15 protein-coding genes, 3 tRNA genes and 1 pseudogene are annotated in these 17,064 nt (G+C 73.5%); 10 read left to right on the top strand and 9 right to left on the bottom strand.

The features are described from left to right. The 3 genes and pseudogenes from C6N75_RS16755 to C6N75_RS16745 all read left to right on the top strand — a co-directional run. Positions 1-360: pseudogene (locus C6N75_RS16755) on the top strand (hypothetical protein); the annotation flags it as partial. Between the two features lie 163 nt (positions 361-523). Continuing rightward, the gene (locus C6N75_RS16750; RefSeq protein ID WP_105869713.1) at positions 524-1,990 is read left to right on the top strand and encodes a N,N-dimethylformamidase beta subunit family domain-containing protein; all 1,467 of its coding nucleotides are present in this window, start codon (positions 524-526) and stop codon (positions 1,988-1,990) included. Positions 1,991-2,107: 117 nt separating this feature from the next. Then, positions 2,108-3,007: a phosphoribosylaminoimidazolesuccinocarboxamide synthase gene (locus C6N75_RS16745; RefSeq protein WP_105869712.1), complete on the top strand. Its 900-nt coding sequence runs from the start codon at positions 2,108-2,110 to the stop codon at positions 3,005-3,007. Positions 3,008-3,109: 102 nt separating this feature from the next. On the opposite strand, the gene C6N75_RS16740 is transcribed toward C6N75_RS16745, so the two are convergent. The 8 genes from C6N75_RS16740 to C6N75_RS16705 form a co-directional block, all read right to left on the bottom strand. Further along, positions 3,110-3,182: transfer RNA gene (locus tag C6N75_RS16740), tRNA-Gly, on the bottom strand. A gap of 22 nt (positions 3,183-3,204) precedes the next feature. Then, entirely contained in the window at positions 3,205-3,816 is a 612-nt protein-coding gene (locus tag C6N75_RS16735) for a response regulator transcription factor (protein WP_105869711.1), read from the bottom strand. Continuing rightward, positions 3,813-5,090 carry a sensor histidine kinase gene (locus C6N75_RS16730; protein ID WP_105869710.1) on the bottom strand — a complete coding sequence of 426 codons (1,278 nt, stop codon included), beginning with the start codon at positions 5,088-5,090 and terminating at the stop codon, positions 3,813-3,815. The genes C6N75_RS16735 and C6N75_RS16730 overlap by 4 nt, the downstream gene beginning before the upstream one ends. A 42-nt stretch (positions 5,091-5,132) precedes the next feature. Then, on the bottom strand, positions 5,133-5,936 hold the full coding sequence (locus tag C6N75_RS16725) for an ABC transporter permease (protein WP_105869709.1): 804 nt from the start codon (positions 5,934-5,936) through the stop codon (positions 5,133-5,135). A gap of 1 nt (position 5,937) precedes the next feature. Continuing rightward, positions 5,938-6,981: an ABC transporter ATP-binding protein gene (locus tag C6N75_RS16720; protein ID WP_105869708.1), complete on the bottom strand. Its 1,044-nt coding sequence runs from the start codon at positions 6,979-6,981 to the stop codon at positions 5,938-5,940. A 136-nt stretch (positions 6,982-7,117) separates the two neighbouring features. After that, positions 7,118-7,190, bottom strand: a tRNA-Gly gene (locus C6N75_RS16715). 79 nt (positions 7,191-7,269) lie between these two features. Beyond that, positions 7,270-7,341 (bottom strand) — tRNA-Gly (locus C6N75_RS16710). A 127-nt stretch (positions 7,342-7,468) separates the two neighbouring features. Continuing rightward, on the bottom strand, positions 7,469-7,825 hold the full coding sequence (locus tag C6N75_RS16705; protein ID WP_181160499.1) for a histone-like nucleoid-structuring protein Lsr2: 357 nt from the start codon (positions 7,823-7,825) through the stop codon (positions 7,469-7,471). Between the two features lie 364 nt (positions 7,826-8,189). Here C6N75_RS16705 and purS point away from each other — a divergent pair, with 364 nt between their 5' ends. From purS to purM, 7 genes are all read left to right on the top strand, one after another. Further along, positions 8,190-8,435: a phosphoribosylformylglycinamidine synthase subunit PurS gene (gene purS, locus C6N75_RS16700; protein ID WP_105869706.1), complete on the top strand. Its 246-nt coding sequence runs from the start codon at positions 8,190-8,192 to the stop codon at positions 8,433-8,435. Then, the gene (purQ, locus tag C6N75_RS16695) at positions 8,432-9,136 is read left to right on the top strand and encodes a phosphoribosylformylglycinamidine synthase subunit PurQ (protein ID WP_105869705.1); all 705 of its coding nucleotides are present in this window, start codon (positions 8,432-8,434) and stop codon (positions 9,134-9,136) included. Before purS ends, purQ begins: the two co-directional genes overlap by 4 nt. Next, entirely contained in the window at positions 9,136-11,385 is a 2,250-nt protein-coding gene (gene purL / locus C6N75_RS16690; protein WP_105869704.1) for a phosphoribosylformylglycinamidine synthase subunit PurL, read from the top strand. The genes purQ and purL overlap by 1 nt, the downstream gene beginning before the upstream one ends. Before the next feature lie 382 nt (positions 11,386-11,767). Continuing rightward, positions 11,768-12,577, top strand: a complete 810-nt coding sequence (locus C6N75_RS16685; RefSeq protein WP_105869703.1) for a maleylpyruvate isomerase family mycothiol-dependent enzyme — start codon at positions 11,768-11,770, stop codon at positions 12,575-12,577. Between the two features lie 54 nt (positions 12,578-12,631). Next, positions 12,632-13,486, top strand: coding sequence for an META domain-containing protein (locus tag C6N75_RS16680; protein ID WP_105869702.1), 855 nt, complete (start codon positions 12,632-12,634; stop codon positions 13,484-13,486). Positions 13,487-13,664: 178 nt separating this feature from the next. Then, the gene (gene purF, locus C6N75_RS16675) at positions 13,665-15,191 is read left to right on the top strand and encodes an amidophosphoribosyltransferase (protein ID WP_105869701.1); all 1,527 of its coding nucleotides are present in this window, start codon (positions 13,665-13,667) and stop codon (positions 15,189-15,191) included. A 71-nt stretch (positions 15,192-15,262) separates the two neighbouring features. After that, positions 15,263-16,345, top strand: a complete 1,083-nt coding sequence (purM, locus tag C6N75_RS16670) for a phosphoribosylformylglycinamidine cyclo-ligase (protein WP_105869700.1) — start codon at positions 15,263-15,265, stop codon at positions 16,343-16,345. A 75-nt stretch (positions 16,346-16,420) separates the two neighbouring features. Here the strand turns inward: purM and C6N75_RS16665 are convergent, their stop codons facing one another. Continuing rightward, complete coding sequence (locus C6N75_RS16665) at positions 16,421-16,681, bottom strand: DUF3073 domain-containing protein (RefSeq protein ID WP_105869699.1); 261 nt, start codon at positions 16,679-16,681, stop codon at positions 16,421-16,423. Positions 16,682-17,064 lie beyond the last annotated feature (383 nt).

The raw sequence follows: 17,064 nt of genomic DNA, 5'->3' as shown, positions 1-17,064 counted from the left end.
GGTCGGGCGCGGGGCCCCGCCCCCGAGCTGGGCCCCGCTCCCGACCTGGGGCCCGGCTCCGCCTCCGACCTGGGCCCCGAGGGTGATCTGCCGCTTCTGCCCCTCCAGCCGCCGCGCAGCGAGCGGGAGTTGCTGACGGACCACGTCACGGCCATGGTGTGCTGCGCCGCCGTGGACACCGCGGGAGCGGCGCCCGGGCTGGACTGGCTGGACGGGCCCACCCTGCTCGTCGCCGGCAAGCGCCATCCGGACCTCGCAGACCGGGTGCTCAGCCTGGTCGAGGACGCCGACCCGGAGCCGCTGCGGGCCTGGCTGGACGCCGTCGGCGTACGGGCGGAGAAGCCGGTACGGCTGGGGTGAGCGCGGCCCGCGGCCCTGGCGGAGCCGCCCGCACCCGACGGAAGGTGAAGGGCGCATTCCGGTTCCGTCAATCCGCGACAAAGGGTGATGGGGTGCGTGCGTTATGTGATGTGCTGGAGACCGGCACTGACAGGTACGGGGGAGTCGAGGGAGGGGCGCGCCAATGGGGGCGGAACACATCCGGCGGTGGGAGTCAGGGGCCCTCGCGCACGCCGTCACGGACCCGTTCGGGCAGGGCCCGCTGCCCTGGCTGCGGGCCAGCGAGCCGTATCTCGACGACGACGGGCAGGTCGTGCCCTGGTACGCCGACCCCGACCTGGGCGCCCGCGGCCGGGGCGGCGGCGGCACCCGGTCCGCGGACGACGTGCACCGCCAGATCAAGGGCTTCACCTCCACCGGCGCGGTCACCCCCGGGGAGGCCGTCGACTTCCACATCACCGTGGACCCGCCCCAGGAGTTCTCCGTCGGCGTCTACCGGATCGGCCACTACTCCGGCGCCGGCGCCGCCAAGGTCACCACCAGCCCCCGCCTGTCCGGCATCGTCCAGCCGGCCCCGCTCGCCGCCGACCGCACCGTCTCCTGCCACCACTGGTGGCTGTCCTGGCGGCTCCAGGTCCCCTCGTACTGGTCGGTCGGCGCGTACGTCGCCGTGCTGACCACCGCCGACGGGCACCGCTCGCACATCCCCTTCACCGTCCGCGACGAGCGCCCCGCCGACCTGCTGCTGCTCCTGCCCGACGTCACCTGGCAGGCGTACAACCTCTACCCGGAGGACGGCCGTACCGGCGCCAGCCTCTACCACGCCTGGGACGAGGAGGGGCGGCTGCTCGGTGAGGAGGACGCCGCCACCACCGTCTCCTTCGACCGCCCCTACGCGGGCGCCGGGCTGCCGCTGCACGTGGGCCACGCCTACGACTTCGTCCGCTGGGCCGAGCGGTACGGCTACGACCTCGCGTACGCCGACGCCCGCGACCTGCACGCCGGCCGGGTCGACCCCACCCGGTACCGGGGCCTGGTCTTCCCCGGCCACGACGAGTACTGGTCGCCGCCCATGCGCCGCACCGTCGAAGCCGCCCGCGACCACGGCACCTCGCTGGTCTTCCTCTCCGCCAACACCATGTACTGGCAGGTGGAGCTGTCCCCGTCCGCCTCCGGGGTGCCGGACCGCCTGCTCACCTGCCGCAAACGCAGAGGCCCGGGCCGCCCGGCGCTCTGGCGCGAGCTGGACCGCCCCGAGCAGCAGCTCCTCGGCATCCAGTACGCGGGCCGGGTGCCCGAGCCGTCCCCGCTGGTCGTCCGCAACGCCGGCCACTGGCTCTGGGAGGCCACCGGCGCCGGCGAGGAGGACGAGCTGCCCGGCCTGGTCGCCGGGGAGGCCGACCGCTACTTCCCGCGCACCGCCCTGCCCGAGCACCAGCGCCGCATCCTGCTCGCCCACTCGCCCTACCAGGACAGCGAGGGCGCCCTGCGCCACCAGGAGACCTCGCTGTACCGGGCCCCCTCCGGGGCGCTGGTCTTCGCCTCCGGCACCTTCGCCTGGTCCCCCGCCCTGGACCGCCCCGGCCATGTCGACGAGCGCGTCCAGCGCGCCACCGCCAATCTGCTGGACCGCATCTGCAAGCGCGACTGAACCCGGGCCGGGCGCCGCCCAGGACTCGGTACCGAACCCCCGGACCGGACCCAGGTCGGCCCGCCCGGCCCCATGCGGGACAATCGTCCCCGTCGTACAGAACTACGCGGAGGAACCGTGTCCGGATTCGTCGAAAAGCCCGAACCTCTTCAGGTGCCGGGCCTGGTCCACCTGCACACCGGCAAGGTGCGCGAGCTGTACCGCACCGAGGACGGCGACCTGGTGATGGTGGCCAGCGACCGGATCTCCGCCTACGACTGGGTGCTGCCCACCGAGATCCCGGACAAGGGCCGGGTGCTCACCCAGCTCTCCCTGTGGTGGTTCGAGCAGCTCGCCGACCTCGCGCCGAACCACGTGCTCTCCACCGAGCTGCCGGCCGGGGCCCCCGCCGACTGGGCCGGGCGCACCCTGGTGTGCCGCTCGCTGGAGATGGTGCCGGTGGAGTGCGTGGCCCGCGGCTACCTCACCGGCTCCGGCCTCGCCGAGTACCGCGAGACCCGCACCGTGTGCGGGCTGGCGCTGCCCGAGGGTCTGGAGGACGGCTCCGAGCTGCCCGCGCCGATCTTCACCCCGGCCACCAAGGCGGCCGTCGGCGACCACGACGAGAACGTCTCCTACGAGGAGGTGGCCCGCCAGGCCGGTGCGGAGACCGCCGCCGAGCTGCGCCAGCTCACCCTCGCCGTCTACAGCCGGGCCCGGGACATCGCCCGCGAGCGGGGCATCATCCTGGCCGACACCAAGTTCGAGTTCGGCTTCGACGGCGAGAGCCTGCTGCTCGCGGACGAGGTGCTGACGCCGGACTCCTCGCGCTTCTGGCCGGCCGCCACCTGGGAGCCGGGCCGCGCCCAGCCCTCGTACGACAAGCAGTACGTCCGCGACTGGCTGACCTCCCCGGCCTCCGGCTGGGACCGCCACTCCGAGCAGCCGCCGCCCGCGCTGCCGGAGGACGTGGTGGAGGCGACCCGCGCCAAGTACGTCGAGGCGTACGAGCTGCTGACCGGCACCCCCTGGGCCTGAGCCGGCGCGGCGGCATCCCCGAGCCCACCGGCCGGGGGCGCCGCCGGTGCCCGGGCACACGAAGAAGCCCCCGGCCGCTGGGCCGGGGGCTTCTTCACGCTGAGCGGACGACGAGGCTCGAACTCGCGACCTCAACCTTGGCAAGGTTGCGCTCTACCAACTGAGCTACGTCCGCATGCGCCGTAGCGCGAAAGTCACTATACCCAACCTCGCTCGCGGGCGAGACGGACCGCGGCATGACGGTTCTCCGCACCCAGCTTGGTCACCGCCGAGGACAGGTAGTTGCGGACCGTCCCGGGTGACAGCGCGGCCCGCTCGGCGATCTCCGCGACCGGCGCACCGTCGGCCGCCAGCTCCAGCACCTCCGCCTCCCGCGCGGTCAGCGGGGAGTCCCCGGCGGAGATCGCGTCGGCCGCCAACTCCGGGTCGACATAGCGGTTTCCGCCGTGCACGGTACGGATGACCTCGGCCAGCCTCCGGGCGCTGACCGTCTTCGGCACGAACCCGCGCACCCCCGCCGCCAGCGCCCGCTTCAGATGCCCGGGCCGCCCGTGGCTGGTCACGATCATGGCGCGGCATCCGGGCAGTTCGGCCCGCAGCCATGTGGCCACCTTCACACCGTCCGCGCCCGGCATCTGGAGGTCCAGCACCGCCACGTCCGGCCGGTGCGCCCGGGCCATGGCCATCGCCTCCGGCCCGGACGCGGCCTCGGCGACCACCACCAGGTCGTCCTCCAGACCGAGCAGCGCCGCCAGCGCCCCGCGGATCAGGTGCTCGTCGTCGGCCAGCAGCACGCGTACCGGGCTCACGCCGCGCCTCCCGCCGCCGGCCGGGCCCCGGCCGCCACCGCACCGGTCGCCCCGGCCGCCGGTTCGCCCGCCGGGACGCTGGCGGTGACCCTGAACCGGCCGCCGTCCACCACCCCGGCCGTCAGCACGCCGTCGAGGGCGGCCAGCCGCTCCCGCAGCCCGGCGAGGCCGGACCCGCCGCCCCGCCCCGTGTCCCCGGCGGACGCGCCGGGTCGCCCCGGCCCGTCGTCCTCCACGACCAGCACCGCCGCCCCCTCCTCCTCGGTCAGCGTCACCCAGCACCGCCGGGCGTCGCCGTGCCGCAGCACGTTGGTCGCCGCCTCGCGCACCACCCAGCCCAGCGCCGACTGCACCCCGGGCGGCAGGGCGTCCGCCGCCGGGACGCGCACCGCGCAGTCGATCCCGGCGGCCGCCAGCACCCCGCGCGCGCCCTCCACCTCGGTGTGCAGGTCCGCCTCCCGGTAGCCGCGCACCACCGCCCGCACCTCCCGCTGCGACTCCTGCGCCAGCTCCTGCACCTCGGTCATCTGCGCCAGCGCCGCCTCGGTCTGCCCGCGCCGCCCCAACTGCACCGCCAGCTCGCTCTTGAGGGCCAGCACCGACAGGTTGCGCCCCATCACGTCGTGCAGGTCCCGGCCGAACCGCAACCGCTCCTCGGCGACCGCCAGCCGCGCCTGGAGCTCGCGGGAGGCGTCCAGCTCCCACATCGAGCGCAGCAGCCAGGCGGAGAAGGCGGTGACGAACACCATGGCGAGTCCCAGGACGGCGGCGCTGACCGTGCCCGCGACGACCGACTCCAGCGGCATCCGGCAGGCCGCCGCGACGGCCCCCAGGCCGCCGGCCGCCCCGAGCGTCACCGCGATCATCACCCGGACCCTGCGGGCGCCCATGGTCAGCGCCCCGACGGTGAAGGCGGTCACCCCCGCCGCGACGGGGCCGGCCGCGTGCCGGTCGATCACCCCGACGCCGTCCAGCACCAGCGCGCCCACGGCGACCGCCGCCGACAGCAGCCCGTACCCCGCGAACAGCCGGTCGGGGCGCGGGCGGCGGCCCAGCGCCCAGTCCAGCGCCCGCGCGAACACCACCAGGCCGAGCCCGGCGTGCCCGGCGACCGCCAGCAGCAGCCAGCCGCCCCAGGGCGCGGGCGCGGTGACCGCCGCCCCCATCCCGATCGACCCGACCTCCGCGAGCGCGAAGAGGTGGAAGGACCACCGGGTGTACAGCTCGACCTTCTCCGGGTTGCTGCGCCGGCTCCACCAGCCCGTCAGCCGCACACCGGCCTCCTCACGTCCTCGCGCCCACGGCGTACGCTCCGCTCAGCGCCGGGGCTCCCAGCGGAACCAGCGGCGCGCGGCGTACCCGGACAGGATGACCCATGCCGCGGTGGTGACGGCGGCCTCCAGCACGCCCTGCCCGCCGCCGGAGCCCAGCCAGCCCGCCCGGATCAGCGTGGTCACCCCGGTCAGCGGCAGCAGCTCGCACACCGAGGCGACCGTGTCGGGGAACGTCTCCAGCGGCACGAACAGTCCCGAGCCCATCGCCGAGACCATCAGCAGCGGCAGGGTGGTGATCTGCGCGCTCTCGGTGGTCCGGGTGAACGCGGCGGTCAGCCCGGCCAGCGCGGCGAGCAGCACGATCCCGGCCAGCAGCGCTGGCACCAGCAGCTCCGGCCGGCGCGGGGCGGGCATGTCCAGCAGCACGGTGCCCGCGACCACCATCAGCACGCTCTGCGCCAACGCCGGCGCCACCGCCGACATCGCGGTGCCGGCCATGATCTCGCCGTCGGTCACCTCGCCGGTGCGCAGCCGCTTGAGCACCAGCTCCTCGCGCCGGGCCACATAGGCGGAGGTGAGGTTGAGGTAGACCACCAGCACCAGCATCATCGCCAGCCCGCCGGTCAGCGCCCCCTCCAGCGCGCTCATGCCGGAGCCGCCGAGCGCCGCCTGGTCCAGCGCGCTGCGGATCACGGCGACCATCAGCGGCGGCATCAGCACGGCGGTGAACAGCGCGTACTTGTTGCGCACCAGCAGGGTCAGCTCGGCCCGGGCCAGCGCGCCCAGCCGCCGCGCCGCCGTGGACCGCTGCTCCCGCGCCTCGGCGCGCACCTCGGTGGCCGCCATGTCACACCCCCGCCTTCTCGACGCCGGCCGTCCCGGCCCCGTGCCGTCCGTCCGTCCGCTCCCGCGGGACGTCCCCGTCGCGCGGGGTGGTTCCGTCCCGTGCGACGTCCTCGTCCCGTGCGGTGTCCTCGTCCCGCGCGATGTCGAGGAACGCCTCCTCCAGGGACGCCGAACGGGCGTCCAGGGCCTCCAGCCGTACGCCGGACTCCTGCGCCCACCGCAGCAGTTCGCCGAGCGACTGCTGGAGGTCGGGGGTGCGGACCTCGATCCGTCCGCCGCCCTGCTCGGCCGCCCGCAGGGTCAGCGGCAGCTTTCCGGCGGGTACGTCGCGGGGCAGCGTGAACCGGATGCGGGCCGGCCGGGCGGCGGTCACCTCGGCGGGGGTGCCGGCCGCCACGATCCGGCCGCCGTGCATGATCGCCAGCCGGTCGGCGAGCGCCTCCGCCTCCTCCAGGTAGTGCGTGGTCAGCAGCACCGTGGTGCCGCCGTCGCGCAGCTCGCGCACCAACTGCCAGGTGTCGCGCCGCCCTTCGGCGTCCAGCCCGGTGGTCGGCTCGTCCAGGAACAGCACCTCGGGCCGCCCCAGCAGCGCCAGCGCCAGATCGAGCCGGCGCCGCTCGCCGCCGGAGAGCTGCTTGACCCGCACCGCGGCCCGGCGGCCGAGCCCGGTCAGCTCCAGCGCCTCCCCGGCCGGCCGCGCCCCCGAGGTGCAGCCGGCCCACATCCGCACCGTCTCGGCGACGGTCAGGTCGGAGGGGAAGCCGCCTTCCTGGAGCATCACGCCGATCCGCGGGCGGACGGCCGCGCGCTCCCGGTACGGGTCGCGGCCCAGCACCCGCACGGCCCCGCCGCTGGGCCGGGCCAGGCCCTCCAGCAGTTCCACGGTCGAGGTCTTGCCGGCCCCGTTGGTGCCCAGCAGCGCGAAGATCTCGCCGTACGCGACGGAGAAGCCGATGCCGCGCACCGCCTCGTACCCGCCCGCGTACCGCCGCCGCAGCCCGTCCGCCTCGATGGCGTGGGTGTTCAGTGGTTCGGTCTTGGTCATGGTTCCAGGCTTCCGGCCGTTCGCGGCCCTCGGCAGTGCGCGCCGTCAGCCACGTGCCATGACAGATGTCATGCGCCCCGCACCGGGTGCACCACGCGAAAACCCCCGGTCGCGATGACCGGGGGTTTCGACTCTGAGCGGACGACGAGATTCGAACTCGCGACCCTCACCTTGGCAAGGTGATGCTCTACCAACTGAGCCACGTCCGCATTGCTCCCGCTCAGCTCTCACTGGGCGGTGCGAGCACCACTGTACCGGATCGGATGGAATGATCGGTACGCGGTACGGAGCGGGTGACAGGAATTGCACACTGCGCCTCCCCCCTGGAAGGGGGGTGTTCTACTACTGAACTACACCCGCACGCTCCGTGAGGTGGAGGCTTTTTCCGGCCTCGCCCCTCGGCGTGATCCAGACTCTAGCCGATCACCCCGGGGGGTGCGCAACTCGGCGGCGGGGCCGCCCCCTGAGGCGGCCTCAGGGGGCCCGCTCAGCCCGCCGCGTGGAAGGCGTCGTAGATCCGCTGGGGGATGCGGCCTCTGGCGGGCACGTCGAGCTTGTTCGACTGGGCCCAGGCGCGGACGGCGGCCGGGTCCGGGTCGAGGGTGGTGTGCGAGCCCTGGCCGGCGCGGGTCCCGCGGGCTGACCCGGGGCGGCGGCCGCGTCCGGCGCCCGCCTGCGTCCGGCCGGCGGCGACGTAGGGCGCCAGCGCCTTGCGCAGCTTTTTTGCATTGGCAGGATTGAGGTCGATCTCGTACGACTTGCCGTCGAGTCCGAACACGACCGTTTCCGCCGCTTCTCCGCCGTCGATGTCGTCGAAGAGCGTGACCACTACGCGCTGTGCCACGGATATCGGTCCTTTCCTGCCGGTACCGCGCTGAAGTGCGGTGTCACCGGATTCATGGTGATCGAGGTGCGGTTCCGCTTTCCTCCGCATTCCTTTGTACAGCGGAAGGCGTCCGACGGAGAAGCCCAGCCAATTGCTTGCGCGTGTCCGACGGCAATGGGCCGTCCTCTTTCTTTTCCGCGATTTTCCCGGCGGGACGTCCGGCGGGACGCCGGGAGAGCGTTCGGCGGAGCGCCGGCGAGGACGGCGGTGATCTTGCGGCGGGCCTGCGCCTCTTGTAGGGACCTCCAGTTCTCTACCCGCGTAGAAATTGGAGACAGGTACGCTGAGGGAACCGCCTTCGCAACACACCACGGGAGTGCCAGTGGCACGCGTCGTAGTCGACGTCATGCTCAAGCCGGAGATCCTCGACCCGCAGGGGCAGGCGGTGCAGCGCGCACTGCCCCGCCTCGGATTCGACGGAATCGCCGACGTCCGCCAGGGGAAGCGCTTCGAACTGGACGTGGAGGGGCCGGTGGACGACGCCGCCCTGGCCCGCATCCACGAGATGGCCGAGACCTTCCTCGCCAACACCGTCATCGAGGACTTCACCGTGAAGGTGGAGTCGTGACGGCACGCATCGGCGTCGTCACCTTCCCCGGCACCCTCGACGACCGGGACGCGCTGCGGGCCGTGCGGCTCGCGGGCGCCGAGCCGGTGGCCCTGTGGCACCGCGACAAGGACCTGCACCAGGTCGACGCGGTCGTCCTGCCGGGCGGCTTCTCCTACGGCGACTACCTGCGCGCCGGCGCCATCTCCCGGTTCTCCCCGGTGATGGAGACGATCATCGAGCAGGCGAAGGCGGGCCTGCCGGTCCTCGGCATCTGCAACGGCTTCCAGGTCCTCACCGAGGCCCACCTGCTGCCCGGCGCGATGCTCCAGAACGACCACCTGCACTTCGTCTGCCGCGAGCAGAGGCTGCGCGTGGAGAACGCCTCGACCGCCTGGTCCGCCGATTTCGAGGCCGGCCAGGAGATCTCCATCCCGCTGAAGAACATGGACGGCCGCTACACCGCCGACGAGCGCACCCTCGACGAGCTGGAGGCGGAGGGCCGGGTGGCCTTCCGCTACCTCACCGAGGGCGACCCGGCGGACGGCTACGGCAACCCCAACGGCTCGCTGCGGAACATCGCCGGCATCACCAACGCCGCCGGCAACGTCGTCGGCCTGATGCCGCACCCCGAGCACGCCGTGGAGCCGCTGGTCGGCACCGGCGGCACCGACGGCCTCGGTTTCTTCACCTCGATCCTCAAGAAGTTGGTCAGCGCCTGATGACCCTCGACACCGTCAAGCACGCCGGCGAGACCCCGGACACCGAGCTGCCCTGGGCCGAACTGGGCCTCAAGCAGGACGAGTACGCCCGCATCCGGGAGATTCTCGGCCGCCGGCCCACCGGCGCCGAGCTGGCCATGTACTCGGTCATGTGGTCCGAGCACTGCTCGTACAAGAGCAGCAAGGTCCACCTGAAGCAGTTCGGCGAGAAGGCCCCCGCCAACGACGCCATGCTCGTCGGCATCGGCGAGAACGCCGGCGTGGTCGACGTCGGCCAGGGGTACGCGGTGACCTTCAAGGTCGAGTCGCACAACCACCCCTCGTACATCGAGCCCTACCAGGGCGCGGCCACCGGCGTCGGCGGCATCGTCCGCGACATCCTGGCCATGGGCGCCCGCCCGGTCGCCGTGGTCGACCCGCTGCGCTTCGGCGCCGCCGACCACCCCGACACCAAGCGGGTGCTGCCCGGCGTGGTGGCCGGCATCGGCGGCTACGGCAACTGCCTGGGCCTGCCCAACATCGGCGGCGAGGTCGTCTTCGACGCCTGCTACCAGGGCAACCCGCTGGTCAACGCCGGCTGCATCGGCGTGATGAAGCACGAGGACATCCACCTCGCCAAGGCCTCCGGCCCCGGCAACAAGGTCATCCTCTACGGCGCCCGCACCGGCGGCGACGGCATCGGCGGCGTCTCGGTCCTCGCGTCCGAGACCTTCGACGACAGCAAGCCCACCAAGCGCCCCGCCGTGCAGGTCGGCGACCCCTTCCAGGAGAAGCTCCTCATCGAGTGCACCCTGGAGATCTTCGCCGAGAAGCTGGTCGCCGGCATCCAGGACCTCGGCGGCGCCGGGCTGTCCTGCGCCACCAGCGAGCTGGCCTCGGCCGGCACCGGCGGCATGCGGGTCGAGCTGGACACCGTGCCGCTGCGCGACGCCACGCTCTCGCCTGAGGAGATCCTCATGAGCGAGTCCCAGGAGCGGATGTGCGCGATCGTCGAGCCGCGGCACGTTGAGCGCTTCCTGGAGATCTGCGAGAAGTGGGACGTCATCGCCACCGTCATCGGCGAGGTCACCGACGGCGAGCGGCTGGAGATCTTCTGGCACGGCGAGCAGATCGTGGACGTGCCCCCGGGCACCGTCGCCCACGAGGGCCCCACCTACCACCGCCCCTACGAGCGCCCCTCCTGGCAGGACGCGCTCCAGGCCGACGACGCGGGCGCGCTTCCCCGCCCGGCCGGCGGCGACGAGCTGAAGGACCAGGTCCTGCGGCTCGTCTCCTCGCCCAACCAGGCGTCCAAGGCGTGGATCACCGACCAGTACGACCGGTTCGTGCAGGGCAACACGGTGCTGGCGCAGCCGGAGGACTCCGGCATGATCCGCATCGACGAGGACACCGACCTCGGCGTCGCCATCGCCACCGACGGCAACGGCCGCTACGCCAAGCTCGACCCCTACACGGGCGCGCAGTTGGCGCTGGCCGAGGCGTACCGCAACGTCGCCGCCTCCGGCGCCAGGCCGCTCGCGGTCTCCGACTGCCTGAACTTCGGATCGCCCGAGGACCCGGCGGTGATGTGGCAGTTCGCCGAGGCCACCCGCGGCCTGGCGGACGGCTGCCTGGCCCTCGGCACCCCGGTGACCGGCGGCAACGTCTCGCTCTACAACCAGACCGGTGAGACCGCGATCCACCCCACCCCGGTGGTCGCCGTCCTCGGCGTCATCGACGACGTCAACCGCCGCACCCCGATCGCCTTCGCCGAGCAGGGGCAGTTGCTGTACCTGCTGGGCGACACCCGCGAGGAGTTCGGCGGCTCGGCCTGGTCCGAGGTCGTCCACGGGCACCTGGGCGGGCTGCCGCCGAAGGTGGACCTGGACCGGGAGAGGCTGCTGGGCGAGATCCTGATCTCCGCCTCCCGCGACGGCATGGTCGACGCGGCGCACGACCTCTCCGACGGCGGCCTGGTGCAGGCGGTCGTGGAGTCCTGCCTGCGCGGCGGCAACGGCGCCCGGCTGGTCGTCCCGGACGGCCTGGACGCCTTCACCTTCCTGTTCAGCGAGTCGGCCGGCCGCGCCGTCGTCGCCGTCCCGCGCAGCGAGGAGCTGCGGTTCACCGACATGTGCGGCGCCCGCGGCCTGCCGGCCGTCCGGATTGGCGTGGTGGACGGCGAGGAGATCGACGTGCAGGGCGAGTTCACGCTCGGCCTGGCCGAGCTGCGCGCCGCGCACGAGGCGACCATCCCGGGGCTGCTCGCCTGACGCCCCGCCCCCGCGAAGCCGAAGCCCCCGGTCCGGAACGGGAAACCGCCGGCCGGGGGCTTCGGCGTGCGCCCTCGTCCGGGCGGCCGACGGTCCCGGCACACCCGCCGCCGGAGCGGGTGCCGGATCCCAGGCGGCCGCCCCCCCCCGCGCCCACCGGCCCCCGCCGATGGCACCGGTCACCCGCCGGAGGGAGGCGCCGCCATGACCGCGACCGGCAGGCAGGCCACCGCGCCGGCCGCCGACCGCGCCGACACCTGGGCGATGTTCAAGCGGTCGCCGTTCCTGCCCGCCGCGAGCGCCGCATGCCGTCGGCGTCCCGACCGGGCGGCCCCCGGCTTCACCGCCCCCGCACCCCCGAGGCCCCGCTACGCTCGGCCCCATGCCGCCCACCGCCCGCAAGCGCACCCGCAGTTACGACCCGGCCCGCACCCGCGCCGCCGTGCTCGCTCAGTTCGACCACGTGCGGGCGGCGGTGCTCGCCCTCACCCCGGAGCAGCTCGCCCAGCCCACCCGGCTCGGCGCCTGGACCGTGCGCGAACTGGCGGCCCACATCACCATGGCGGTGCGCTCGGTGATCCGGGGCGTCAACGCACCCGCGCCGGTCACCCGGGACCTCACCCTGCACCAGTGGCCCACCGCCACCCGCCGGTTCGCGGCCGACGTGGACCACGACACCCGGGAGATCGCCGAGGCGGCCGCCGACACCCCCGAGGCGCTGGCGGCGCTGTACGCGCAGACCGGGCGCGAGCTGGCCGCGGCGCTGGCCGGCGCCTCCGACGAGCGGCTGATCACCACCCGCTTCGGCGGGGTGCGGCTCGGCGACTTCCTGGTCACCCGGACCGTCGAACTCACCGTCCACACCGACGACCTGAACGACGCGGCCGGGCTCGCCGTCCCCTTCGACCGGCAGGCGCTGGCCGCCTGCGTCCGGCTGCTGGCCGACACCCTGGCCACCGCGGCCCCGGGCGGCGCGGTCGAGGTGCGGATCCCGCCGTTCGCCGTGGTGCAGTGCGTCGAGGGCCCCCGGCACACCCGCGGCACCCCGCCCAACGTGGTCGAGACCGACCCGCTGACCTGGGTGCGGCTGGCCACCGGCCGTACGGAGTGGGGCGCGGCCCTCGCCGACGCCCGGGTGCACGCCGGCGGCGAGCGGGCCGACCTCTCCGGGCTGCTGCCGCTGCTCGGCTGAGCCGCCCCGCGTACACCGGTGGAACCGGAACCCGATGACGTCCGTCACACCGGCATGCGGAACACGACTGCGCAAGCGAAGAAGAAGCACGTCACGGCACGCGCCGCCGCGGCGATCGTCCCGCTGCTGGCCCTCGCCGCGGCCGCCTGCGGAACCGAGGGCGGCGCGGGCAGCGGCTCGGTGGAGAACGCGCCCGCACCGAAGGTCGACGGCGTCCACTGGGCCGTGCAGAGCGTGACGGTGGACGGCAAGAAGAGCGCCCCGCCGGCCGGTGCCGCCCACGTCGTCTTCGACCAGGCGAAGGACGAGGTCGGCGGCTCCCTCGGCTGCAACGACTTCGGCGCGAAGGCCGTCGTCCAGGGCTCCACGGTGACGGTCTCCGACGTCAGGGGCACCGCCATGGCCTGCGCGGACGCGCGCGGCTCCTTCGAGGCGGCCGCGACCAAGGCGTTCACCGGCAAACTGACCGCCCGGCAGGGCGAGGACGGCACCCTGACGCTCACCAACGCCGACGGCGCGACCATCCGGCTCGCCGAGCAGCCGCCCGCCCCGCTGGAGGGCACCGGCTGGACCGTCGACGGCCTGGTGCAGGGCAAGGGGCAGCAGGCCGCCGCGCTGCCCGCGGGCACCGAGGCCAAGGCGACCATGGTCTTCGGCGCGGACGGCTCGCTCCGCGGCAACCTGGGCTGCAACAGCTTCTCCACCACCGCGAAGAAGTCCGGTGCGAGGCTCGCCTTCGACCGGGTGATGAGCACCCGCAAGCTGTGCGCCGGCCCGCAGATGGAGCTGGAGCAGGCGCTGGTCAAGACGCTGGAGAGCGGCAAGGCCGGCTTCCGGATCGAGGGCCGCACGCTGACCGTCACCGCCCCCGACGGCACCGGCTTCACCGCCGAGGGCGCCGCGAAGTAGCGCGCGCCCCGGGGCCGCCGCTGCGAGGTCCGTCACACCCCGCGGACCCGCCCCGCTGAAAAGACCCCGGCAAGGGGCCTGGTCAGCGGGGCGCAAGCGGTCTCGGAGGTTCCGCCGAACCGCCCCGGGGTCCGTCCCCAATTCGGACCAGTGGTCGATCTCGCCTACACTCGGTGGCGTGCCACGTGGTGACGGTCGACTCAATCACGATCTGCTTCCCGGCGAAAAGGGTCCCCAGGACGCCTGCGGCGTCTTCGGTGTCTGGGCCCCGGGTGAAGAGGTCGCAAAGCTGACGTACTTCGGGCTTTACGCCCTCCAACACCGAGGCCAGGAATCCGCGGGTATCGCGGTCGGCAACGGCTCCCAGATCCTCGTCTTCAAGGACATGGGACTGGTCTCCCAGGTCTTCGACGAAACCTCCCTCGGCTCCCTCCAGGGCCATATCGCGGTCGGTCACGCCCGCTACTCGACCACCGGCGCCTCCGTGTGGGAGAACGCCCAGCCGACGTTCCGGGCCACCGCCCACGGCTCCATCGCGCTCGGCCACAACGGCAACCTGGTGAACACCGCCCGGCTCGCCGAGATGGTCGCCGACCTGCCCAAGCAGGACGGCCGCGCCACCCAGGTGGCGGCCACCAACGACACCGACCTGGTCACCGCCCTGCTGGCCGGCCAGGTCGACGAGGGCGGCAAGCCGCTCACCATCGAGGAGGCGGCCGCCGCGGTCCTCCCCGAGGTGCGGGGCGCCTTCTCGCTCGTCTTCATGGACGAGCACACCCTCTACGCCGCACGCGACCCGCAGGGCATCCGCCCGCTGGTGCTCGGCCGGCTGGAGCGCGGCTGGGTGGTCGCCTCCGAGTCCGCCGCGCTCGACATCTGCGGCGCCAGCTTCGTCCGCGAGGTCGAGCCCGGCGAGATGATCGCCATCGACGAGAACGGCATCCGCACCTCGCGCTTCGCGGAAGCGAAGCCCAAGGGCTGTGTCTTCGAGTACGTCTACCTGGCCCGCCCCGACACCGACATCGCCGGCCGGAACGTCTACCTCTCCCGGGTCGAGATGGGCCGCCGCCTCGCCAAGGAGGCCCCGGCCGAGGCCGACCTGGTCATAGCGACGCCGGAGTCCGGCACCCCCGCCGCCATCGGCTACGCGGAGGCAAGCGGCATCCCGTTCGGCGCCGGCCTGGTCAAGAACGCCTACGTCGGCCGGACCTTCATCCAGCCCTCGCAGACCATCCGCCAGCTCGGCATCCGGCTCAAGCTCAACCCGCTCAAGGAAGTCATCAAGGGCAAGCGGCTGGTCGTCGTCGACGACTCCATCGTCCGCGGCAACACCCAGCGGGCCCTGGTGCGGATGCTCCGCGAGGCCGGCGCCGCCGAGGTCCACATCCGGATCTCCTCGCCCCCGGTGAAGTGGCCCTGCTTCTTCGGCATCGACTTCGCCACCCGCGCCGAGCTGATCGCCAACGGCATGACCGTGGACGAGATCGGCACCTCGCTGGGCGCCGACTCGCTGTCGTACATCTCCATCGACGGCATGATCGAGGCCACCACCATCGACAAGCCGAAGCTGTGCCGCGCCTGCTTCGACGGCGAGTACCCGATGGAGCTGCCCGACCCCGAGCTGCTCGGCAAGCAGCTCCTGGAGACCGAGCTGGCCGCGGGCCCGGCCGCCACCGCGGCGGCCGACGCCCTGCGCCGCCCCTGATCCCCGCGCCCGGGCCCGTCCGCGCACCGCGCCGGGCCCGGGGCCACCTCCCACACGAAAGTTCCGCAGCCATGTCCTCCCAGGCCACCAGTGCCGCAGGCGGCGCCTCCTACGCGAGCGCGGGCGTCGACATCGAAGCCGGCGACCGCGCCGTCGAGCTGATGAAGGAGTGGGTGAAGAAGACCCGGCGCCCCGAGGTCCTCGGCGGCATCGGCGGCTTCGCCGGCCTCTTCGACGCCACCGCCCTCAAGCGCTACGAGCGGCCGCTGCTGGCCTCCGCCACCGACGGCGTCGGAACCAAGGTGGACATCGCCCGCCGCCTCGGCGTCTATGACACCATCGGCCACGACCTGGTCGCCATGGTCATGGACGACATCGTGGTGTGCGGCGCGGAGCCGCTGTTCATGACCGACTACATCTGCGTCGGCAAGGTCCACCCCGAGCGGGTGGCCGCCATCGTCAAGGGCATCGCCGAGGGCTGCGTGCTGGCCGGCTGCGCCCTGGTCGGCGGCGAGACCGCGGAGCACCCGGGGCTGCTCGGCGAGGACGACTTCGACGTGGCCGGCGCGGGCACCGGCGTGGTCGAGGCCGACCGGCTGCTGGGCCCCGACCGCATCCGCTCCGGCGACGCGGTCATCGCGATGGCCTCCTCCGGCCTTCACTCCAACGGGTACTCGCTGGTCCGCCATGTGCTGTTCGACCGGGCCGGGATGACCCTGGAGACGCGGGTCGAGGAGCTGGGCCGCACTCTCGGAGAGGAGCTGCTGGAGCCCACCCGGATCTACTCGCTGGACTGCCTGGCGCTCACCCGCACCACCGAGGTGCACGCCTTCAGCCACATCACCGGCGGCGGGCTGGCGGCCAACCTCGCCCGGGTCATCCCGGACGGGCTGCACGCCACCGTGGACCGTTCGACGTGGGCCCCCGGCGCGGTCTTCGACCTGGTCGGCGCCGCCGGACAGGTGGAGCGGCTGGAGCTGGAGAAGACCCTCAACATGGGCGTCGGCATGATGGCCGTCGTCCCCGCCGAGTCCGTCGACGCGGCCCTGACCACCCTCGCCGACCGGGGCCTGGACGCCTGGGTCGCCGGCGGGATCACCGAGCGCGGCGAGCGGACCGACGGGGCCGAGCTGACCGGCGACTACGCGAGCTGACCGCCAGCCGGCCGGCGCACAGCGCAGAAACCGGTCCGGGGCAGGGCCCCGGACCGGTTTCGAAAGACGCGGGCGTCAAGCGCCGCGACGACGCTGCTGCGACGACTGGCCGGACTCGTCGTCCTCGTCCTCGCCGTCGTCGTTGTACAGCTCCGCGTAGCGGGCGTACGGGTCGTCTTCCTCGTCGTCGTCCTCGAACGGTTCGCCGTTCGGCGGCTGACTCGAAGGTGATGCGCCCAGCTCGTTCGCCAGGCGGGAGAGGTCCGTCCCGCCGCTGTTGTACTTCAGCTGGCGGGCGACCTTCGTCTGCTTGGCCTTGGCCCGGCCGCGCCCCATGGCTCGACCCCCTCGGTGACGGGGCTCGACGGCCCCAGAGTCTTGACACGCGTTCATGAATCGAGGCGGACTCTCCGCAGAGAGACCGACCCGTAGGGCTTCAACGGTACCTGCTTCCGCGCGCATACGGTACGCCGCCCGCATCACGCGCCCCGGAGCACGACCGGCGAGACGCCCCGTCCTCGCTGGTCACCGGCGATTTTAACCTCTTCCCGCCCCACGACCCGCCACACCACGTGAGCGAGGTCTCGTTCCCGGCGTGCGGGCGCGCGGTGGCCGGAAACGCCCCCTCGTCCCCGCGCTCGGGCGGCCCCGGGCGGTCACCCGCCGCAAGGGGGTGACCGCCCGGGGCTCAGCCTCGCGTCACAGCGCGGCGGGTGCGG

This window comes from Streptomyces solincola (assembly GCF_002982015.1).
Lineage (GTDB): Bacteria > Actinomycetota > Actinomycetes > Streptomycetales > Streptomycetaceae > Streptomyces > Streptomyces solincola.
The sequence above is the reverse complement of the archived record's forward strand: the minus strand, read 5'-3'. Positions and strand labels throughout refer to the sequence as shown.